The sequence below is a fragment of the Dyella subtropica genome (assembly GCF_026283965.1).
GTDB classification, from domain to species: Bacteria; Pseudomonadota; Gammaproteobacteria; order Xanthomonadales; family Rhodanobacteraceae; genus Dyella_D; species Dyella_D subtropica.
Genome location: NZ_JAPDPD010000001.1, coordinates 391,429 through 411,247, shown reverse-complemented (window position 1 = coordinate 411,247; position 19,819 = coordinate 391,429). Strand labels below are relative to the sequence as shown.

Here is a 19,819-nt window from a genome sequence, read left to right as displayed (position 1 = left end):
GGGACCCCCACCTTATGGCACGCATCCTGATCGTCGACGATTCGCCGTCGCAGTTGCTTGGCATCAAGCGCATCGTCGAAAAGCTCGGGCATGAGACCCTGACTGCCGAAGACGGTGCCGCTGGTGTCGAGGTCGCCAAGCGAGAGTTGCCCGACCTGATCCTGATGGACGTGGTCATGCCGAACCTCAACGGCTTCCAGGCTACCCGCACCATCAGCAAAGATCCGGCGACCGCTCATATACCGGTGATCCTGGTCACCACCAAGGATCAGGAAACCGACAAGGTCTGGGGCCTGCGTCAGGGCGCCAAGGCCTATGTGACCAAGCCGATCAAGGAAGAGGAACTGGTCGAGACGCTCAAGGGATTGTTGCCGGCCTGAGCCATGGCTACCGACGTACACGAAAACGGCGCCCGCAGGCGCCGTTTTCGTTTCCGCCTTCGGTTCGGCTCAATGCCGCGGGTTGTAGCTGGCGAAGGCTTCGCGCAGGGCCTCGTAGGCCTCCCGCTGCGCGTCGTCGTCCGCCGGTGGCGTGCGAATGGAAAGCTCTACCAGCTGGTCGCCCGGATGCGCACCGGGCATCCCCCGCCCTTTAAGCCGCAACTTGCGACCGGACTGCGAACCCGCCGGAAGGCGCAGGTCGACCGTGCCAGCCAGCGTCGGCACCGGCACCGTGGCACCCAAAGCCGCCTCCCATGGCGTGATCGGCAACACGTGCAGCACGTTGCGGCCCTCCAGACGGAAACGGGCGTCATCGCGGATACCGACTTCCAGTAGCAGGTCGCCGCTAGGCCCGCCCGCATGCCCCGGACGGCCCTGACCGGAAAGACGAATCACCTGACCGGGTTGGATGCCCGCCGGGATCTTCACCTCCAACACCCGCTCGCTGCCGCTGCTGTCCTGCAGGGCCAGACGCGTACGACCACCATCGAATGCCGTCTGCAGGTCGATCTGCACCTGCGCTTGTATGTCGCCGCCGCGTTGCGCACGCGGCGCTCCACGCGGACCACCGGCGGAACGACCGAACAGGCTTTCGAAGAAATCGCTGAAGTCGCCGTTGCCGGCGCCGCCGAAATCGAAACCTTGCCCTTGCCCCCAACCCGGTGGCGGCCGGAACTGCTCGCCGCCGCGATAACCACCGGCACGCAGGTCGTCATAAGCGCGGCGTTTTTCCTTATCGCGCAGAACCTCGTTGGCCTCGTTGATGGCCTTGAACTTCTCTTCGGCGCCCGCTTCCTTGTTCTTGTCCGGATGATATTTGCGGGCCAGCTTGCGATAGGCCGATTTAATGTCGGTCTCGCTGGCGTCGGGCTTCACGCCCAGAATGTCGTAATAGTCTTTGAATTCCACTGCCACTCCCCTGCCACTGATTCAAGCAACGCAGGCGGCCCGCTGCGGATCAGCATCCGCAACAGGCCACCTCGCAACATCGAGCCGAACGGCTCAGTGAGTGGTGTTAATGGTAATGCGGCGCGGCGACGTTGCGGCCCGCTTGGGAATGGAAACTTCCAGCACACCGTGCTTACCATTCGCGGTGATGCTTTCGGCATCCACGTTGTCGGGCAAGGCGAAGCGACGGAAGAAGGCGCCGTGCGCGCGCTCCTGGCGCGTGAAGCGTGCGCCCTCCTCCTGACTTTCACGCTTGCGCTCGCCCTTGATGACGAGCACGCCCTTGTCCATGCTCACTTCGATATCGGCCGGGTCGATGCCCGGGATGTCGGCAAGAATGACAAAGCGTTTGTCGTCTTCCTTGATGTCTACGCGCGGCACCCAATGGCCGGCTTCGGCACGGGCTTGATCGACCTCATCCAGGCTCAGCAGGCGATCGAAAACCTGGCGGATATCGCCCAAGTGGTTATGGCGCCAGGAGAGATTACGACTCAGGTTCATGGGGCTGTTCCTCGTCTTAAGTGGGTGCGGTGTCATCACCGCCTGCAGCCTAGATAGGTGCGGCCGGCGACGATTCAAGACGACAGAGACGGGCGCAAGCGTTAGCATCCAGGGATGCTCTGATTCATTCTGCGTAGGCGTCACCGTGACTGTCTGTTCGCAGACCACAGGACCGGCGGCGAAGGCAGACTGGCTGTCTGTCGAGACGTCGGGCCGAAGGGATGCGGACAGACAGTCACGGTGACGCCTGCGCAGAATGAATCAGAGCATCCCTAGGCTTATCACCCTACAAGAGTCACGACCATGACGATCCAGATCGGCCAAACCCTGCCCGACGTCGAGATCAAAACGATCATCGACGGCGATATCCAGCCCCGCCACACCGCGGAGCTGTTCGCCGGGCACAAGGTCGTGCTGTTTGCTGTGCCTGGCGCCTTCACGCCCACCTGCTCCAACAAGCACCTGCCCGGCTACGTGCAGCATTTCCAGGACTTCCAGAAGCGTGGCATCGAAGTGATGTGCCTGGCCGTCAACGACGCTTATGTGATGCAGGCGTGGGCGCAGCATCAGCAAGTGCCTCCCGGCTTGTCGATGCTCGCCGATGGCAATGGCGGCTTCACTCACGCACTTGGCCTCGAACTCGACGGCACCGCCTATGGGATGGGCCTGCGTTCGCGGCGCTTCGCGCTATATGTCGTGAATGGCGTGGTGGAACAGTTGCACATCGAGGCGCCGGGCGAGTTTCGCGTCTCCGGCGCCGAGGCGATGTTGGCGGCGATCACGAGCTGATACGCCGCCAGACGCCGATGCGTCAGGCGCCGTAAGCCAGGGCCCAGTCCTGCGCGAAGGTCTCGAAGGAAGTGGGCGTGGTATTGGCTGGATTGCGCCCTTCAAGTGAGTGCACACGCCCCTGATTGATCGCTTGGGTCAGCTCCACATAGAGGCCGGCCATGTCTTCCGAGAAGCCGGCCTCGCGCAGCACCGCCACCGTGTCCTCGTAGGACAGCTGCGTATAAATCAGATCGGAGCGGCCGATGCTTTCTCCGAGCATGCGCGTCGCTTCCGTATAACTGAGATCGCGCGGCCCAAGCAGCTCTCGCACGACGAAACCCTGCCAGTCGCGCGCAATCAATGCCTTCGCGGCGGCATCCGCGAGATCGCGTGTAGCGATCATGGGGATGGCTACGTCGGGAGCCATCGCATCGCCGTACATGCCCAGCTGCCGGATCGGCTCAAGCGCCCCGTAGAAATTCTCGAACAGCGCGCCAGTGCGAAGAACCAGCGCATTGATATCGCCCGTTCCGCGCAACCGTGCTTCATGCGCATGCAGACTGGCGATCGGACCAGTACTGGACGGCAGTTCAGCACCGACACTACTGTGAAACACAACGTGACGCGTGCCGCTTTCGCGCAGGGCATGCAGGATAGCCACGCCCTGCGCGTTCTGCATGGCGTGATAGTTTGGTGTCTGCATGTCATAAGCCAGCAAGGTGTAAACCGCCGACGCACCATCAAATGCCTCCGCCAGGAATCTGGCATCAGTCGGTTCACCCACGCACACTTCCGCACCGATCTCGGCCATGGCAGCGAGCCGCGATTCCGAACGCCCCAAGGCACGTACGCGCTCGCCTGCTTTCAACAGAAGTTCGACCAATCGGGCTCCGGTATGTCCGGTCGCTCCCATCACAGTAATCATGAGGTTCTCCTTTCACGATAAGAGGCAGAGGCACCGCGCCTTTGCACGGTTGTCAGTCTGAGAACCCGGGCCTCGGCCCACCATGCCAGCCAGTCGCTGTTTCTTGTCTGTTCGTCCACAATCGGCTATCGCGTGGCACGGTATGGGGGGGCGCGTTCTCCATGAACAATCAGGACGTCTGGGCGTCCGTCGACCCACTGGGTGAGGCGCTGCATTTCCTGCGCATGAGTGGCACGTTCTATTGCCGCTCCGAGTTCACCGCGCCGTGGGGACTCGAGCTTCCGCTGATGCCGCAATGCTTGATGTTCCACGTCGTCACCACCGGCCAATGCTGGCTGGAAGTCGACGGCGATCCGCCCTGGTTACTGCAGCCTGGCGACCTGGCGCTTGTCTCGCATGGCGAAGGGCATCGGCTGGTCAGCGCTCCCGGCGCGACCGCCGCGCCGCTGTTCGAACTGCCGCGCGAGATGATCAGCGAGCGCTATGAAGTCCTTCGGCAAGGCGGTGGTGGCGCAAGCACCAGCCTTGTGTGCGGCGCGGTGCGTTTCGATCATCCGGCAGCTCACCAGCTGATCCAGTTGCTGCCCAAGGTCATCCGCATCCAGCCCCAGCCCTCCTCGCAGACGGACTGGATCAGGGACACACTGCGCTTTATGGCGGCCGAGGCAGAGACCCTGCGACCGGGCGGCGAAACGGTCATTACACGACTCGCCGATATCCTGGTGATCCAGGCGATCCGCGAGTGGATCGAACGCGACCCCGCTGCGCAGACCGGATGGCTGGGCGCATTGCAGGACAAGCAGATCGGACGCGCCTTGTTGCTGATCCATCGTGAGCCCGCACGCGCCTGGACACTGGCGATGCTGGCTTCCGAAACCGCGATGTCGCGCTCGGCCTTCGCAGCGCGCTTCACCGAGCTGGTCGGCACGCCGGCCATGCATTACATCGGGCGTTGGCGCATGCATATGGCGCTGACCCGCTTGAAAGAAAGCCAGATCGCCATCGCCGATCTCGCCGACCAGCTCGGCTACCAATCCGAAGCGGCCTTCAACCGGGCGTTCAAGCGCTATATCGGCGTGCCGCCGGGCACGGCGAGACGTCAGGCGAATGCCGCCTGACGTCTCGCACTGGCGACACCTTAGTCACCGCATCATGGTAGGCGTCCATACGTCGCCTTGCGCATCGGGGGCGCCAAACTCACGGTGCGCAAACCATCGCATCCGTTGTTACTAGGGCCTCCGCTGCGCGGCGGTCCGTGGGCGGCGATCTACGATGCTTCGTGGCCGCGAGGCCATCGACGCGTGCTTTATGCAGTGAACGGCGCGGCTCACATCCCCGGCCGCTTCGCCATCGATTGGATCAAGGTCGATCACCAGGGCCGCTACGTTCATGGCGAGGAAGACAAGGCGACGCATTGGCTGAGCTATGGCGCGGAGGTGCTGGCCGTAGCGGATGGCGTGATCGCCTCGGCCAGGGACGACATACTGGAGAACCCTTCGGTTACAGCAAACGCCAGCAACAAGGTGCCGCTGGAACAGGCCAGCGGCAACTACGTCAGCCTTGATCTGGGCGATGGGCGCCATGTGTTCTACGAGCACCTCAAGCCCCGCAGCGTCAGGGTAAAGCCGGGTGAACACGTGCGGCGTGGTCAGGTCATCGGACAACTCGGCTATACAGGCGAATCAACCGGGCCGCATCTTCATCTGCATGTTGCCGATGCCAACCTGCCGTTGAGCGCCGAAGGTATTCCTTATGCCTTCCAGCGTTTCAAGCTGCTGGGCGTCTATGCCTCCATCGAGGCTTTTGGCAAGGGACAGACATAGCTACCGCCATCCGAGGGCGGCGATATCGAACGGACTGCAGAGTTGCCCGCTCCACTTGCCGTAGTCGAATTTCCCACTGAAGAAGGTAACAAGTAGACCGCTTCGATAGCGGCGACTAGGAAACGTCTAATTGAAACCCCGTTGTGAAGCGCGTACATATGCGCCATGTGAGATTTATCCAATGGAATAGTCCTCACAGGAACCATCACGCAGGGGAACACTATGGACGCGTATCGCATTGCGCCACCACTTTTCGCCGTATTGATGCTGGCCGTCTGCTTGCCCACGTTCGCTGCCGGCTCGACGGGATCTATCGGCTTTCTAGGCGCCGTTGTCAGCCCTGCCTCGGCCTGGCAAAGCGTTACTCATGTTCCAGCGAGCCGCGTCGATCTCGCAACCTATGTAGTGACCAGCCGATCGCTGGGCGCTTCGCGACAATCATCATCGATTGAATTGCTCGACTACTTCGCTGAGTACGCAAAGCCGGGTGCTACGGTGGTGACAGCCAGCTACAACTAGCTGCGATGGGGCCGTGGGAATTTGCTTCAGCCAAAAAAAAACCCGGCCTTGGCCGGGTTCTTTTCATTCAAGCAACGATACCGTCAGGCTTCGTCGCCACCGGTCTCGGCCGGGGCCGAACCTTCCGGTGACGAACCTTCCGCCACTTCAGCTTCCTCGCCGTTCTCTTCTTCCGCATCCAACCGCACCACACTGACCAGAGACTCCTCGGCCGGCAGGCGAATCAGGGTGACGCCCTGAGTGTTGCGGCTGAGCTGCGAAACCTCGGCCACACGGGTACGCACCAGCGTGCCCTGGTTGGAGATCAGCATCAGCTCGTGGGCTTCGGTGACCTGCACCGCAGACACCAGCGTGCCGTTGCGTTCCGAGCACTGGATGCCGATCACACCCTGCGTGCCGCGCCCCTTCTTCGGGAACTCGTCGAGCACGGTGCGCTTGCCGTAGCCACGCTGGGTAGCGGTAAGGATGTCGCCTTCGGCAGCGACGATCAGCGACACCACTTCTGCGCCTTCGCCCAGCTTCATGCCGCGCACACCCGTGGCGGTACGGCCCATCGAGCGCACTTCGCCTTCGTCGAAGCGCACCGTCTTACCGTTAGAAGCGAACAGCAGCACATCGCTGTTGCCATCGGTGAGTTCGACGCCGATCAGCGCATCGCCCTCATCGAGGTTGATAGCGATCTTGCCCTTCTGCAGCTGGAACGCGAACTCGGTCAGCGGCGTCTTCTTCACCGTGCCGTGCTTGGTGGCGAAGAACACGAAGCGGTCGTCGCTATACTCGCGTACCGGCAACACCGCCTGCACCTTCTCGCCTTCGCCGAGCGGCAGCAAGTTGATCATCGGCTTGCCGCGCGCATTCGGGCCGGATTCCGGCATCTGGTACACCTTGAGCCAGTACACGCGACCGATACTGGTGAAGGCGAGCAGCGTGTCATGGGTATTGACCACCCACAGCTGCTCGACGAAATCCTCATCCTTCAACGCGGAAGCGGAACGGCCCTTGCCACCGCGACGCTGCGCACGATAGGTGCTGGCCGGCTGGCGCTTCACGTACCCCGTGTGCGACAGCGTGACCACCACGTCTTCCGGCGCGATCAGGTCGAGAACGTTGAGGTCTTCCTGCGAGTGCTGGATTTCAGTGCGGCGTGTGTCGCCGAACTCTTCCTTGATGGCTTCCAGCTCACCGCGGATGACTGCGAGCAGGCGCTCCGGGTCTTCAAGGATTTCGATCAGGCCGCGAATGACTTCCAGTATCTGGCGGTATTCGTCGGAAAGCTTCTCCTGCTCCAAGCCGGTCAGGCGATGCAAGCGCATCGCCAGGATTTCCTGCGCCTGGACGTCCGAAAGCTGATAACCGTCGCCCTTCAAACCGTCGCGCGGATCCATGTCTTCCGGGCGCGACGCTTCGGCACCGGCGGCGGCGAGCAAGCTGGAAACCATGCCTGGCTGCCATTTGCGTGCCAGCATGCGCTCACGCGCTTCCTGCGGCGACGCCGACGTGCGGATCAGCTCGATCATCTCGTCGATGTTGGCCAGCGCGACGGTGAGACCTTCAAGGATATGCGCGCGGGCGCGAGCCTTGCGCAGTTCGAAAATCGTGCGACGCGTGACGACTTCACGACGATGGCGGATGAAAGCCTCAAGAATTTCCTTGAGGTTCAATAGCCGCGGCTGGCCGTCCAGCAGCGCGACCATGTTGATGCCAAAAGTGACCTGCAGCTGCGTCTGCTGGAACAGATTGTTCAGCACCACGTCGCCCATCGAATCGCGACGGATTTCGATAACGACGCGCATGCCGTCCTTGTCGGACTCGTCGCGCAGTTCGCTGATGCCTTCGAGTTTCTTTTCCTTCACCAGCTCGGCGATTTTCTCAATCAACCGCGCCTTGTTCACCTGATACGGCAGTTCATGGACGATGATCGTCTCGCGACCGTTCGATTCGGTTTCGATCTCGGCCCGCGCGCGAACAAGGATACGGCCACGGCCGGTGCGATAAGCCTCGATGATGCCCGACGAACCGTTGATGATGCCCGCCGTCGGGAAGTCCGGCCCCGGGATGAACTGCATCAGATCGTCGATCGATAGTGACGGGTCGTCGATCAGGGCGATCGTCGCCGCGACCACTTCGGTGAGGTTGTGCGGCGGCACGTTGGTCGCCATGCCAACGGCAATACCGGCAGAACCATTGATCAGCAGATTCGGCACGCGCGTTGGTAGCACGAGCGGCTCGTGCTCGCTTTCGTCATAGTTCGGCCCGAAATCGACAGTGTCCTTGTCGATGTCGGCCAGCAGCTCCTGGGTGAGGCGCGCCATGCGCACCTCGGTGTATCGCATGGCGGCGGGGTTATCACCGTCGACCGAGCCGAAGTTGCCCTGACCGTCGACCAGCATGTAGCGCAGCGAGAATGGCTGAGCCATGCGCACGATGGCGTCGTAAACGGAAGCGTCGCCATGCGGATGGTATTTACCGATGACATCACCGACCACACGGGCGGACTTCTTGTACGGTTTGTTCCAGACGTTGCTCAGTTCGTTCATCGCGAACAACACGCGACGATGCACCGGCTTCAGACCATCGCGAACGTCCGGAAGAGCGCGGCCCACGATCACGCTCATGGCGTAATCGAGATAGCTCTGGCGCATCTCGTCTTCGATGTTGACGCGGATGATTTCTTTGGCGAGTTCTGCCATCAATCGGCTTCCCTGATGAAGAAAAAAGGCCGCAACGCGCGCGCTTTAGCCGCACGCACAAGCGACCCGAAAACAACTGGTGGAGTGTAACACGAACGCCGTCAAAACGACAGTATTTATATTAGCAAAATCAATTACTTAAACGGCGCTATTGGAGCCCTTGAAAAGCATTCCGCGCGCTGTCGAAAAATTGACCAGTGCCGCTACCAAGGAGCCCACGGCAACAGCCAGCGCCGGCCAGCGCTGCAGATGCGGAAACGTCATCAGCATGAGGACGTACGCGCCGTAGTTGATCAGCGCTCCCGCGGTCATCAACCCCATCCAGTGCAGCCACTCCATGGGCAACGAGCGGCCGCTCTGTCGATGCGCGAAGGTGTAATGACGGTTCCACCACCAGGTGGCCGTTGCAGCCAGCAGAAACGACACGACACGCGCAAGGTACGGATTCCAGTCCGCCAGTCCGACCAATGCCTGCACCACACCGGCATCGACCACCAGGCCGATGACACCGCCAATGAAGAACAAACCTGCTTCGCGCCGCAGCTTCATTAGCCGAACAGCGCCTGCATGGCCAACGTATTCGGGCGCTCGATCACGCCTCGCTCGGTGACGATGGCGTCGATCAGTTCCGCTGGCGTCACATCGAACACCGGGTTCCACGCTTCGGCGCCTTCCACCACCGTGCGCTGGCCGGCCACAGCCAACAGCTCGGCCGGATCGCGCAACTCGATATCGATGTCTTCGCCGGATGGCGTCGCCATGTCCACCGTCGACGACGGCGCCACCACCATGAACTTCACGCCATGGTGGCGCGCGGCGATGGCCAGCTGATAGGTGCCGATCTTGTTGGCGGTGTCGCCGTTGGCGGCGATGCGGTCGGCGCCAACGATCACCCATTGCACCGTACCTGAGCGCATCAGATGGGATGCGGCGGAGTCGGCGATCAATTTGGCCGGAATACCATCGCGCACCAGTTCCCACATGGTGAGGCGCGCCCCTTGCTGCCACGGGCGCGTTTCACCGGCATACACCTGCTCGATACGGCCCGCGCTGACGCCAGCACGGATCACGCCCAAGGCCGTACCAAAGCCCGCCGTGGCGAGCGAACCGGTATTGCAGTGCGTGAGTACGCCAGAGTGTGGTGCGATCAAACCCGCACCCAGTTCACCCATGTGGCGATTGGCGGCCAAATCCTCGTCCTGGATGGCTTGCGCCTCGCGCTCAAGCGCTGCCGCATCGGCGCCGGCAGCGATGCACACCTTCATGCGGTCCAGCGCCCACATCAGGTTGACGGCGGTGGGACGCGCAGCGCGCAGTTGCGCCAACGCCAGGTCCTGCGACGCGCCCTGCTTCGCCGCCAGTACCACGCCCCACGCTGCGGTGATGCCGATCGCCGGCGCGCCTCGCACGGCGAGATCGCGGATGGCCTGGGTCACCTGGCCGGCGTCGAGACAATCGATCCAGCGTTCCTCGCGCGGCAGCAGGCGCTGGTCAAGCAAGCGCAGGCGATCGCCTTGCCACTGCACAGCGCGGATGCGGTCGTAACGGTCGTAGTCCATGGTCATGCGGGTCGTTCACTCATGCAAAGACGGGCTCGCGGATTTAGGGTGTCCGCGTTGTAACTTGGGCTGGATGCGTGGCCGAGCGGAGGCGTGCTCAGGACGCTTCCGGCATCACCAGCCACAGGATCAGGTAGAGCAGGATACCGGAGCCGCCGAGCAGGGTCAGGACGATCCATGCCACGCGCACGATGGTGGGGTCCCAGCCGTAGTACTCGGCGATACCGCCACATACCCCAGCCAGCATGCGCTGGCTGCTGGAACGGCACAGTCGTTTCTCGTTGCTCATGCAGTCTCCACTCAGGGGCGTCAATCGCGCGAACGCAGCCACTGGTGAATGGCCGGCGGCACTTCACGCTGTGCTCGGCTGGATACGTAGATGCCGATGTGCCCACCCTTGAACGCCAACTGGGTGTAATCGGTGGTGCCGACATGCTTGCCCAGCGCGCGCGAGGCATCCGGTGGCACCAGATGATCCTGCTCGGCAAAGATGTTCAACACGGGCTGGGTCACCATGCCCAGGTCCACTGGCTTGCCGCCGATAGTGAGCGAGCCCTTCACCAGCTTGTTGCCCTGGTAAAAGTCTTTGATGAATTCGCGGAATGCCTCGCCGGCCTGATCCGGCGAGTCGAAGATCCAACGCTCCATGCGCAAGAAGTTCTCCAACTCTTTCCGGTTGTCGAAGATGTCGACCAGGCTCACGTACTTCTGCTGGTTGAGCCGCACCGGCTTGAGCGTGAGGTAGACCCAATTCATCAACTCGGCTGGGATGTTGCCCAGCGTATCGACGAACATATCCGCATCCAGGTCCTGGACCCAGTGCGACAGCATGTTGTCCGGCGTCTGGAAATCCACCGGCGTGACCATGGTGATGAGGTTCTTCACCTTCTCCGGATGCAAGGCCGTGTAGCACAGCGAGAACGCGCCGCCCTGGCAGATACCCAGCAGGTTGACCGCATCCAGCCCGTGTCGCTGGCGCACGACATCGACGCAGCGGTCGAGATAGCCGTTGATGTAGTCGTCCAGGGTCAGCCAGCGGTCGGCGCCGTCCGGATAGCCCCAGTCGATCAGATAGACGTCTTCGCCCTGCTCCAGCAGATTGCGTACCAGCGAGCGATCGGCCTGTAGATCCGTCATCCATACCGTGTTGACTAGCGCATAGACGATCAACAACGGCGTCTTGGACGTCGGTTTGCCGGTGCCCTTGAAGTGCCAGACGGTGAGCTTGTCTTCACGATAGATCGCTTCGCGCGGGGTGTTGGCGTATTCCGGTTCATGCAGGCCGCGCAGGCTTTCCATCCCCGCTGCGAGCTTGCGCTGGAAGGCGGTGATTTCGCCGAGGACCTTGGCCGGATCGATGCGTAGGGGTGTAAACATGAGGAATCCTTACTTGCGCTTGCGCGGGGCGCCACGTACCGGGGCCGTCGTCGTGGCGCGGCGAGCCGACGCTGACTTACGCACCCGCGTGGCATCCACATCCATCGGTGCGGACACGACCTTTTTGGTCGCTACCGTCGCCGGTTCCGAACGACTTGCGAGCTTACGTTTGAGCGCGGCCAGTTCGGCGCGCAAAGCCGACACTTCGTCATTGGCAGCAGGCGCTGTGGTGGTCGCCCGCATCTCGCGCCGCAGCTCCTGCACGCGCTTGCCCAATGCGGAAACTTCACTGCGGGTCGGCATGCCCAGCTCGCGGCAAAGTGCCTCAAGCTGCTCTTGCTGCAGCTTGCGCACGCGCATCTGCGCATTGACCATGGCGCCGTACGCCTCGCGAAATTCGTCGGACAACGCGATCTCGGCGTAAGCCTCTTCGGCGGCGTCCACCCAGAGGTCATACAGCGCCTTGAGTGATTCCACCTGCCGGCCCGGCTCCATATGCTTCGAAAGCTTTTCCTGCAGCTGCTCGAAACCCTGCGCATTGGCACGCAGGATCAATGACTGGTAGCGCGCGGAGGTTTCCGCGTACTCGCGCATCGCGTCGGCCAGCATCTGCTGTTGCATCTGCCGCTCGCGGGTGTAGCCGAAGGCGGGTATGTCGCCCATACCGGGCAAATCACCGAAGCCATGGGGCGGCACGCCGAAGCCGTTTGGTTGCACAGCCTGTAACCAGGCTTGCCATTGCTGCGCGAAACCCTGAGCGGAAGCGTTGTCGATCCCGGCGAAAGCTTGCGCGAACGGCTGGCTGCCACCTGTGAACAACTGGCGCAGCGACTGCTGCCAATCGCCCTGCCCTTGCCCCACGATGCCGCTGGTTGCCGCGGCCTGCAACCAATCGGCATAGCTCTTCAAACCGCCTAATGCGCGCCCCAGCAAGTCATCGGCGGGCGATGAAGCGGTTCGCTGGAACGGCTGAAAGGGATGAGGGGAAGGCGCTTGCAGCGATTGCATCCAGGTATCCCAGGATTGCTGCGCCCAAGTCTGATACTGCTTGAGAAAATCGGTAGCTTGGTCGCTCATGCTTTCATCCTCGTCTGCACACGAGCATCCTAGCAAAAGCATGCGCAGATGATTGCCGCACACGCACCAGGAATGTTCTGAACCTGTCTATGGAGGCGTCACCTGCCCCGTAGGCAGGTTCCGCAGATAGGTTCAAAGCATCCCTAAACCACAAACGCAAAGGCCCGGCTTGCGCCGGGCCTTTGCTGAAACGACGTCAGGGACGCGATTAGACGCTAGCGCCTTCGTCCTCGGTCACGGCCTTCATGGACAGGCGAATACGGCCCTGCTTGTCCACCTCGAGCACCTTGACCTTGACGATATCGCCTTCCTTCAGCTTGTCGGAGACCTTCTCCACGCGCTCGCTGGAAATCTGCGAGACGTGAACGAGACCGTCCTTGCCCGGCATGATCGTGACGAACGCGCCGAAGTCCATCAACTTGGCGACCTTGCCTTCGTAGATGCGGCCCGGCTCGACGTCGGACACGATCTGCTCGATGCGCGCCTTGGCCGCATTGGCTGCCTCGCGATTCACCGAGGCGATGATCACGGTGCCGTCGTCGCTGATGTCGATGGTGGTGCCGGTCTCTTCGGTGATCGAGCGGATGGTGGCGCCACCCTTGCCGATGACTTCGCGGATCTTGTCCGGATGAATCTTGATGGTGAGCAGGCGCGGGGCGTACTCGCTCATCTCCGAACGCGGCGTGCTGATGACCTTGGCCATCTCGCCGAGGATGTGCAGACGACCACGCTTGGCCTGCTCCAGCGCCACCTTCATGATCTCTTCGGTGATGCCGTCGATCTTGATGTCCATCTGCAGCGCGGAGATACCGTCGGCGCTACCGGCCACCTTGAAGTCCATGTCGCCGAGGTGATCTTCGTCGCCAAGAATGTCGGATAGCACGACGAAATCGTCGCCTTCCTTCACCAGGCCCATGGCGATACCGGCCACCGGCGCCTTCAGCGGCACACCGGCGTCCATCATGGCCAGCGAGGAGCCGCAGACCGAAGCCATCGACGAGGAACCGTTCGACTCGGTGATCTCAGAGACCACGCGCAGCACGTACGGGAATTCCTCGATGCTCGGCTTGACCGCCTGCACACCACGCTTGGCGAGGCGGCCGTGGCCGATCTCGCGACGCTTCGGCGCACCGAAACGACCGGCCTCACCCACCGAGAAGGGCGGGAAATTGTAGTGGAACAGGAACGGATCCTTCGACTCGCCTTCCGGCGCATCGATGATCTGCGAATCACGCGTGGTACCCAGCGTGGCCACTACCAGCGCCTGCGTCTCGCCGCGAGTGAACAGCGCCGAGCCGTGGGTACGCGGCAGCACGCCGACGCGCACGCTGATCGCACGCACGTCGTCCAGCTTGCGGCCGTCGATGCGCACCTTGGTCTTCAGCACGCTGTCGCGCATGGTGCGGTATTCGAGCTCAGCGAATTCCTTCGCCAGATCGGCGGTTGACCAGGCCTTCTCTTCGGCCTGCGCCTTGAGCGAGTCCAGGACGTCCGTCTTGATCGCGGCGATAGCGTCGCGGCGCTGCAGCTTGTCGCGCACCTGGAAGGCTTCTTCCAGCTTGTTGCCGACGGCGCCCTTGATGGCGACGACCAACGCCTCGTTACGCGACGGCGGCTGCCAGTCCCACGACGGCTTGGCCGCCTCGGTAGCCAGCTCGGCGATCGCACGAATGGCCGACTGCATCTGCTGGTGACCGAACACCACGGCGCCCAGCATCACTTCTTCGCTGAGCAGCTTGGCTTCGGATTCGACCATCAGCACCGCGTTGGCTGTACCGGCGACGACCAGGTCCAACTCGGACGTCTTCAGCTCGGTGACGCTGGGGTTGAGCAGGTACTTGCCGTTGGCGTAACCGACGCGAGCGGCGCCGACCGGGCCCTTGAACGGGATGCCAGCCAGGCTCAGCGCGGCGGAGGCGCCAAGCAATGCCGGGATATCGCCGTCAACCTCGGGGTTGAGCGAGATCACCTGCGCGATGACTTGCACTTCGTTCCGGAACTCTTCCGGGAACAGCGGACGCACCGGACGATCGATCAGACGCGAAGTCAGCGTCTCCTTCTCGGTCGGGCGGCCTTCGCGCTTGAAGAAGCCACCCGGAATACGGCCGGCGGAATAGAACTTTTCCACGTAGTCGACGGTGAGCGGGAAGAAATCCTGCCCCTCGCGCGCCTTGGGAGCTGCGACGGCGGTGACCAGCACCACGGTGCCGCCCATGCTGACCATGACCGCACCGGATGCTTGGCGGGCGATTTCGCCCGTCTCCAGCGTGACTTCGTGATTACCGTACTGGAATGACTTGGTTACTTTCGCCACTGTCTTATCCTGATTTGGGAAGTGCGGCCATGAATGGCCGCTTTTTGACTTTCGCGTTCATGGAGGAACGCAAAACCCAAGTCTTAACGACGCAGGCCGAGGCGTTCGATCAAACTCTGATAGCGGGCCTGGTCGCTCTTCTTGAGGTAGGCGAGCAGGCTCTTGCGGCGATTGACCATCTGCAGCAGACCACGGCGGGAATGGTGATCCTGCTTGTGGGCCTTAAAGTGGTCGGTCAAATGGTCGATTCGGGCGGACAGGAGGGCCACCTGGACTTCCGGCGAACCGGTATCGTTCGGCACGCGGCCGAAGTCAGCAATGATCTTGCCGGACTGTTCTGCAGTGAGGGACATGAGTATCTCTTCCTTAAAAACTTAAAAACGGATGCGAAGCTTGCGCAACGTCACCGCACGATGACGTTGCGCAAGCTTCGGCTGGATGAATGAAAGCTCTGGAACAAGCGGTGTATTGTAGCGAGCTGGAGCGCACTACAACAAGACCATGACAATCACGCCGTTAGCTTGTCTTCGGCATGTCAGACATGAGCGGCGGCAAGTTGAAGCCGCGCAGGATGCGCAACTTTCCTTCCGAGTCCAGCTCGCACAAGGCCAACAACCGCCCATCCGGCGCAAAAGCGGCGCAACGACCGGCGGCCATCCCCGAAAGCAGAATCTGGCGTCCCTGTGAGACGGCCAGGCTTTGGGCATCGTCCAGTCGCAGCGCCGGCCAGTCGGCCAGACCAGCAGCCACGGGAAGCACCAGAGCGTCCATGGCGGCATCGCCCTGCTCCGCCGCTAAGTGCAACTGGTCCAAGGTCACCATCACCGGCTCACGGAACGGCTCGACCCAGAGACGGCGCAGCGCGGTCAAATGGGCGCCGCAGCCCAGATCCTCGCCGAGGTCGACGGCCAGGCTCCGCACGTAGGTACCCGATCCGCATTCCACGTAAAGACTCAGACTGTCCGCTGTACGGGAAAGCAGATCGAGCCGAAATACCTCCACTTCGCGCGGTGGTGCCTCAACAGCCTCACCCCGGCGTGCCTTCAGGTAAAGCGGTTCGCCTTCCTGCTTGAGTGCGGAATAGACCGGCGGCACCTGAACGATGCGTCCTCGCAACTTGGCCAGGGCCGCTTCGATGACCGCGTCACCCAACATCGGCACCGGACGCTCACGAAGCACCTCGCCCTCGAGATCCGCGGTCGTGGTGGTCACGCCCAAACGGCACTCGGCGACATACGCCTTGCGCGAACCAAGCAGACTGCCCGCGATCTTGGTGGCCTCGCCAAAGCACAAGGGCAGCAGGCCGGTAGCCAACGGATCGAGGGCGCCGGTATGGCCGCCCTTTTCGGCCCGGAGCAGCCGGCGAGCCGCCTGCAGGGCCTGGTTGGAACTGAGACCTAGCGGCTTGTCCAGCAGCAGGATGCCGTGCAGGTCGCGGAAACGGATGCGGCCCATCAGTCCTCGTCGCTTTCCTCGCGTGGACCGAGATCGCGCGCTTGTTCGCGCAGCAGCGTGTCGATGCGCTCGCCCTTGTCCACTGAATCGTCGTATTTGAAACGCAGCTCCGGCACGCGGCGGAGGCGCATGCTGCGTGACAGCGAGCGTCGGAATTCGAAGGCCAGTTCATTCAAAGCCTTTACCGCCGGTACGGACTGGTCGGGCAACAGCGCCGTGACCCACACCGTAGCCCAGTCCAGGTCGCGGGTGACCTCCACATCCGACACGCTAACCGACGGCAGGCCATGGTCGCGCACAGCGGCGTGGACCAGCAGGCCCAGCTCGCGGCGCAGCTCGGCGCCAACGCGGTCGGTGCGTTTGAAGTCGCGTGAGGGCATGGGGGAACTCCTTAAACGCCTTTTGAGGCGACGAGCGAATGGCGAGGGCGCCAACATCGCGGGCTACGACAAGCGAAAAAGCCCGGACAACCACTTGTCCGGGCCCCTGACTACTTGGGATGTGGAGTTTTCGCGCCCTCGCTACTCACTCCACTCCCTTTAGTTCTTACAGTGTGCGGGCCACTTCGATGCGCTCGAAGCACTCGATCTGGTCGCCCACCTTGACGTCGTTGTACTGCTTCACAGCGATACCGCATTCCATGCCGTTGCGCACATCGTCGACCAGGTCCTTGAAGCGGCGCAGCGACTCCAGCTCGCCCTGGAAGACCACGGTGTTGTCGCGCAGCACGCGGATCGGCTTGCTGCGCTTGACCGTACCTTCGATGACCATGCAGCCAGCCACGGCGCCGAACTTGGAGCTGCGGAACACTTCGCGCACCTGGGCCACGCCGATGATTTCTTCGCGCACTTCCTTGCCGAGAAGGCCAGAAGCCGCCTGCTTCACCTGATCGATCACGTCATAAATGATCGAGAAGTAGCGCACATCGAGGCCGGCGGTATCGATCACCTTGCGGGCCGAAGCGTCAGCACGCACGTTGAAGCCGATGACCAGCGCCTTCGACGCCGCCGCCAGGGTCGCGTCGGACTCGGTGATGCCGCCGACGCCGGCCGCGATCACGTTGACCTTCACGTTCTCGTTGCCGATCTGGCTCAGCGACTCGCGCAGCGCCTGGACCGAACCCTGCACGTCGGCCTTGACCAGGATGTTGAGCGTTTGCTGCTCGGCACCCTGGCTCATCAGGGCCATGATGTCCTCAAGGCGATTAGCCTTGCTGACCATGCGCGTCTCGCGACGCTTGAGCTGACGCTCGGCGGCCACTTCGCGAGCCAGCCGCTCGTCGGCGACCACCACGAAGTCGTCACCCGACTCCGGCACGCCGGACAGGCCAAGCACCTGTACCGGGATCGACGGGCCAGCTTCCTGCACGGTCTTGCCGTTCTCATCGACCAGTGCACGCATGCGGCCGTACTCGATACCGCAGACGACAAAGTCGCCACGCTTGAGCGTACCTTGCTGCACCAGCACCGTCGCCACCGGACCGCGACCGCGATCCAGACTGGATTCGATCACCACACCGGATGCGGGGCCATCTTCGACCGCCGTCAACTCCATCACTTCGGCCTGTACCGAAATGGCGTCGAGCAGGGCGTCTATGCCCATGCCCGTCTTGGCCGACACCGGTACGAACGGCGTGTCGCCACCCCACTCTTCCGGAATCACCTCGAGATTGCCGAGGCCTTGCTTGACGTGGTCCGGGTTAGCGTCGGACTTGTCCATCTTGTTGACTGCCACGATCAGCGGCACCTTGGCGGCGCGCGCATGCTGCACGGCCTCCGCCGTCTGCGGCATCACGCCATCGTCGGCCGCCACCACCAGCACCACGATGTCCGTCGACTGCGCACCACGGGCACGCATCGAGGTAAACGCGGCATGGCCGGGGGTGTCGAGGAAGGTGATCACGCCCTTCGGCGTTTCCACGTGATATGCACCGATATGCTGGGTAATACCGCCGGCTTCGCCCGAGGCGACCTTGGTACGGCGGATGTAGTCCAGCAGCGAAGTCTTGCCGTGGTCGACGTGGCCCATGATGGTGACCACCGGCGGACGCGGCATCTTCTCGCCTTCCAGCTCGGCGCTCTGCGTGTGTGCAGCCAGCGTGGCCTCAGCATTGTCGTTGCTGGCGGCAACCGGGGTGTGGCCCAGCTCTTCGACCACCAGCACCGCGGTGTCGTGGTCGATGGTCTGGTTGATGGTCGCCATCACGCCCATCTTGAAGAGCGCCTTGACGACTTCCGAGCCCTTGACGGCCATCTTCTGAGCCAGCTCGGCGACCACGTTGGCATCGCCGATCACGACCTCACGCACCACCGGCGCGGTCGGGCGCGAGAATCCGTGCGCACCAGCGGCAGCACTGTGCCCGCCGCGCACGGCCTCACGCTGGCCGCCCTTGCCGGGCTTGCCGCGCTTGCTGGAGCGACGCGCGCGATCGGCATCGGACAGATGCAGCTCGCCAGCGGCGAAACGCTTGCCACCCGGGCCCTCGTCGCGATCGCGGCCGTGCTTGGGTTTGTTGCGGTTTGCATCGGCGGAAGCTGCCGGTGCCGGCGCTGCTGCCGTTGTTGCTGCCTTAACCGGCGTGGGCGCTGGTGCGGGTGCGGGTGCGGGCGCTGCAGCCGGCGGCGGCACGACCAGCTTTTCACGGCGGCGCGGCTCATGAATGCGCGGCAGGATCATACCGAGCGACTTCGGATCGATCTTCTGAACGGTCTGCTGGACCGGGGCGGCCTTATCCTTCAGTGTGACCACCTCGGCCTGGGGAGCGCTTTCGACCACAGCGGGTTCTTCCTCGCGGACTTCTTCCGTGACCTCAGCTTCCGCAGCTTCGGCTTGCGCGGCAGCCTCGGCCTCAGCCTGCAGGCGACGCTGCTCCGCTTCGGCTAGCTTGCGCTGCTCAGCCTCGGCGCGTTGTTGTGCCTCATCCTGGCGGCGGCGCTCGGCCTCGACGCGTTCGGCTTCTTCATGCTCGCGCTGCTGGTGGGATTCCTGCAGCTTGCGCACGGCGTCCTCGCGCTCCACGTCCGCGCCAGCTTCTTCGGCGATGACGCTGCGCTTCACGTAGGTGCGCTTGGCACGCACTTCCACGTTTACCGTCTTGGCACCCGTCGCGCCGCGCGCGCCAGGCGTGGCCACTTTCAGCTCGCTGACCTTACGGCGTTTGAGCGTGATCTGGCGCGGCGCGCTGTCCTCCGCTTCGGCGGTCTCCTCGGCCTTGCCGTGGGTACGGCGCAGAAAGCCCAGCAGTTTCACCTTTTCGGTGCTGCTGATGACCTGCTCCGGATCGGAGAATTTCATGCCGGCCTCGGCCAGCTGCCCGAGGAGCTTGTCCACCGGCATGCCAAGTACCTTGGCGAGTTGTTTGATCGTTACGTCCGACATCGTGTTCTTTCTCCGCCGTTCCCGCGCTTATCGTCTGTACGG

Annotated in this window: 19 protein-coding genes; 5 read left to right on the top strand and 14 right to left on the bottom strand. The window is 62.7% G+C overall.

What is annotated here, in order from left to right; translation table 11 throughout:
* Window positions 1-14 precede the first annotated feature (14 nt).
* Window positions 15-380 carry a twitching motility response regulator PilH gene (gene pilH / locus OUZ45_RS01825; RefSeq protein WP_090451529.1) on the top strand — a complete coding sequence of 122 codons (366 nt, stop codon included), beginning with the start codon at window positions 15-17 and terminating at the stop codon, window positions 378-380.
* 69 nt (window positions 381-449) lie between these two features.
* On the opposite strand, the gene OUZ45_RS01820 is transcribed toward pilH, so the two are convergent.
* Together OUZ45_RS01820 and OUZ45_RS01815 are read right to left on the bottom strand one after the other, a co-directional pair.
* Complete coding sequence (locus OUZ45_RS01820) at window positions 450-1,349, bottom strand: DnaJ C-terminal domain-containing protein (protein ID WP_266168177.1); 900 nt, start codon at window positions 1,347-1,349, stop codon at window positions 450-452.
* Between the two features lie 93 nt (window positions 1,350-1,442).
* Window positions 1,443-1,889, bottom strand: coding sequence for an Hsp20/alpha crystallin family protein (locus OUZ45_RS01815; protein WP_266168176.1), 447 nt, complete (start codon window positions 1,887-1,889; stop codon window positions 1,443-1,445).
* Between the two features lie 303 nt (window positions 1,890-2,192).
* Between OUZ45_RS01815 and OUZ45_RS01810 the strand changes: the two genes are divergently transcribed.
* Entirely contained in the window at window positions 2,193-2,678 is a 486-nt protein-coding gene (locus OUZ45_RS01810; RefSeq protein WP_266168175.1) for a peroxiredoxin, read from the top strand.
* A gap of 22 nt (window positions 2,679-2,700) precedes the next feature.
* On the opposite strand, the gene OUZ45_RS01805 is transcribed toward OUZ45_RS01810, so the two are convergent.
* Window positions 2,701-3,585 (bottom strand): NmrA family NAD(P)-binding protein, encoded by an 885-nt coding sequence (locus OUZ45_RS01805; RefSeq protein WP_266168174.1) that lies wholly within the window; start codon window positions 3,583-3,585, stop codon window positions 2,701-2,703.
* A 161-nt stretch (window positions 3,586-3,746) separates the two neighbouring features.
* On the opposite strand from OUZ45_RS01805, the gene OUZ45_RS01800 reads away from it, so the two are divergent.
* From OUZ45_RS01800 to OUZ45_RS01790, 3 genes are all read left to right on the top strand, one after another.
* Window positions 3,747-4,703: an AraC family transcriptional regulator gene (locus OUZ45_RS01800; RefSeq protein WP_266168173.1), complete on the top strand. Its 957-nt coding sequence runs from the start codon at window positions 3,747-3,749 to the stop codon at window positions 4,701-4,703.
* Window positions 4,704-4,787: 84 nt separating this feature from the next.
* Complete coding sequence (locus OUZ45_RS01795; protein WP_266168172.1) at window positions 4,788-5,408, top strand: M23 family metallopeptidase; 621 nt, start codon at window positions 4,788-4,790, stop codon at window positions 5,406-5,408.
* Between the two features lie 222 nt (window positions 5,409-5,630).
* Window positions 5,631-5,927, top strand: coding sequence for a hypothetical protein (locus OUZ45_RS01790; RefSeq protein ID WP_266168171.1), 297 nt, complete (start codon window positions 5,631-5,633; stop codon window positions 5,925-5,927).
* 83 nt (window positions 5,928-6,010) lie between these two features.
* Here OUZ45_RS01790 and gyrA read toward each other — a convergent pair whose 3' ends face one another.
* From gyrA to infB, 11 genes are all read right to left on the bottom strand, one after another.
* Complete coding sequence (gene gyrA, locus OUZ45_RS01785; RefSeq protein ID WP_266168170.1) at window positions 6,011-8,617, bottom strand: DNA gyrase subunit A; 2,607 nt, start codon at window positions 8,615-8,617, stop codon at window positions 6,011-6,013.
* 138 nt (window positions 8,618-8,755) lie between these two features.
* Window positions 8,756-9,166 carry a GtrA family protein gene (locus tag OUZ45_RS01780; RefSeq protein ID WP_266168169.1) on the bottom strand — a complete coding sequence of 137 codons (411 nt, stop codon included), beginning with the start codon at window positions 9,164-9,166 and terminating at the stop codon, window positions 8,756-8,758.
* On the bottom strand, window positions 9,166-10,176 hold the full coding sequence (gene mtnA, locus OUZ45_RS01775; RefSeq protein ID WP_266168343.1) for an S-methyl-5-thioribose-1-phosphate isomerase: 1,011 nt from the start codon (window positions 10,174-10,176) through the stop codon (window positions 9,166-9,168). Before mtnA ends, OUZ45_RS01780 begins: the two co-directional genes overlap by 1 nt.
* Window positions 10,177-10,273: 97 nt before the next feature.
* Window positions 10,274-10,465, bottom strand: coding sequence for a PspC domain-containing protein (locus OUZ45_RS01770; RefSeq protein WP_266168168.1), 192 nt, complete (start codon window positions 10,463-10,465; stop codon window positions 10,274-10,276).
* A gap of 20 nt (window positions 10,466-10,485) precedes the next feature.
* Window positions 10,486-11,553 carry a class III poly(R)-hydroxyalkanoic acid synthase subunit PhaC gene (locus OUZ45_RS01765; RefSeq protein ID WP_266168167.1) on the bottom strand — a complete coding sequence of 356 codons (1,068 nt, stop codon included), beginning with the start codon at window positions 11,551-11,553 and terminating at the stop codon, window positions 10,486-10,488.
* A gap of 9 nt (window positions 11,554-11,562) precedes the next feature.
* Window positions 11,563-12,630, bottom strand: coding sequence for a poly(R)-hydroxyalkanoic acid synthase subunit PhaE (locus tag OUZ45_RS01760; RefSeq protein ID WP_266168166.1), 1,068 nt, complete (start codon window positions 12,628-12,630; stop codon window positions 11,563-11,565).
* A 208-nt stretch (window positions 12,631-12,838) separates the two neighbouring features.
* Entirely contained in the window at window positions 12,839-14,944 is a 2,106-nt protein-coding gene (gene pnp / locus OUZ45_RS01755; RefSeq protein WP_266168165.1) for a polyribonucleotide nucleotidyltransferase, read from the bottom strand.
* An 83-nt stretch (window positions 14,945-15,027) separates the two neighbouring features.
* On the bottom strand, window positions 15,028-15,297 hold the full coding sequence (gene rpsO, locus OUZ45_RS01750) for a 30S ribosomal protein S15 (protein ID WP_266168164.1): 270 nt from the start codon (window positions 15,295-15,297) through the stop codon (window positions 15,028-15,030).
* 163 nt (window positions 15,298-15,460) lie between these two features.
* Window positions 15,461-16,399 (bottom strand): tRNA pseudouridine(55) synthase TruB, encoded by a 939-nt coding sequence (gene truB, locus OUZ45_RS01745; protein WP_266168163.1) that lies wholly within the window; start codon window positions 16,397-16,399, stop codon window positions 15,461-15,463.
* Entirely contained in the window at window positions 16,399-16,779 is a 381-nt protein-coding gene (gene rbfA, locus OUZ45_RS01740; protein WP_266168162.1) for a 30S ribosome-binding factor RbfA, read from the bottom strand. The genes truB and rbfA overlap by 1 nt, the downstream gene beginning before the upstream one ends.
* 166 nt (window positions 16,780-16,945) lie before the next feature.
* Window positions 16,946-19,777: a translation initiation factor IF-2 gene (gene infB / locus OUZ45_RS01735; RefSeq protein WP_266168161.1), complete on the bottom strand. Its 2,832-nt coding sequence runs from the start codon at window positions 19,775-19,777 to the stop codon at window positions 16,946-16,948.
* Between the last annotated feature and the right edge of the window lie 42 nt (window positions 19,778-19,819).

Excerpts from the sequence above, each read along its gene's own strand:
- pilH (WP_090451529.1), top strand. The coding sequence starts at position 15 with ATGGCACGCATCCTGATCGTCGACGATTCGCCGTCGCAGTTGCTTGGC.
- OUZ45_RS01815 (WP_266168176.1), bottom strand. The coding sequence starts at position 1,889 with ATGAACCTGAGTCGTAATCTCTCCTGGCGCCATAACCACTTGGGCGAT.
- OUZ45_RS01810 (WP_266168175.1), top strand. The coding sequence starts at position 2,193 with ATGACGATCCAGATCGGCCAAACCCTGCCCGACGTCGAGATCAAAACG.
- OUZ45_RS01805 (WP_266168174.1), bottom strand. The coding sequence starts at position 3,585 with ATGATTACTGTGATGGGAGCGACCGGACATACCGGAGCCCGATTGGTC.
- OUZ45_RS01800 (WP_266168173.1), top strand. The coding sequence starts at position 3,747 with ATGAACAATCAGGACGTCTGGGCGTCCGTCGACCCACTGGGTGAGGCG.
- OUZ45_RS01790 (WP_266168171.1), top strand. The coding sequence starts at position 5,631 with ATGGACGCGTATCGCATTGCGCCACCACTTTTCGCCGTATTGATGCTG.
- gyrA (WP_266168170.1), bottom strand. The coding sequence starts at position 8,617 with ATGGCAGAACTCGCCAAAGAAATCATCCGCGTCAACATCGAAGACGAG.
- OUZ45_RS01780 (WP_266168169.1), bottom strand. The coding sequence starts at position 9,166 with ATGAAGCTGCGGCGCGAAGCAGGTTTGTTCTTCATTGGCGGTGTCATC.
- mtnA (WP_266168343.1), bottom strand. The coding sequence starts at position 10,176 with ATGGACTACGACCGTTACGACCGCATCCGCGCTGTGCAGTGGCAAGGC.
- OUZ45_RS01770 (WP_266168168.1), bottom strand. The coding sequence starts at position 10,465 with ATGAGCAACGAGAAACGACTGTGCCGTTCCAGCAGCCAGCGCATGCTG.
- OUZ45_RS01765 (WP_266168167.1), bottom strand. The coding sequence starts at position 11,553 with ATGTTTACACCCCTACGCATCGATCCGGCCAAGGTCCTCGGCGAAATC.
- OUZ45_RS01760 (WP_266168166.1), bottom strand. The coding sequence starts at position 12,630 with ATGAGCGACCAAGCTACCGATTTTCTCAAGCAGTATCAGACTTGGGCG.
- rpsO (WP_266168164.1), bottom strand. The coding sequence starts at position 15,297 with ATGTCCCTCACTGCAGAACAGTCCGGCAAGATCATTGCTGACTTCGGC.
- truB (WP_266168163.1), bottom strand. The coding sequence starts at position 16,399 with ATGGGCCGCATCCGTTTCCGCGACCTGCACGGCATCCTGCTGCTGGAC.
- rbfA (WP_266168162.1), bottom strand. The coding sequence starts at position 16,779 with ATGCCCTCACGCGACTTCAAACGCACCGACCGCGTTGGCGCCGAGCTG.
- infB (WP_266168161.1), bottom strand. The coding sequence starts at position 19,777 with ATGTCGGACGTAACGATCAAACAACTCGCCAAGGTACTTGGCATGCCG.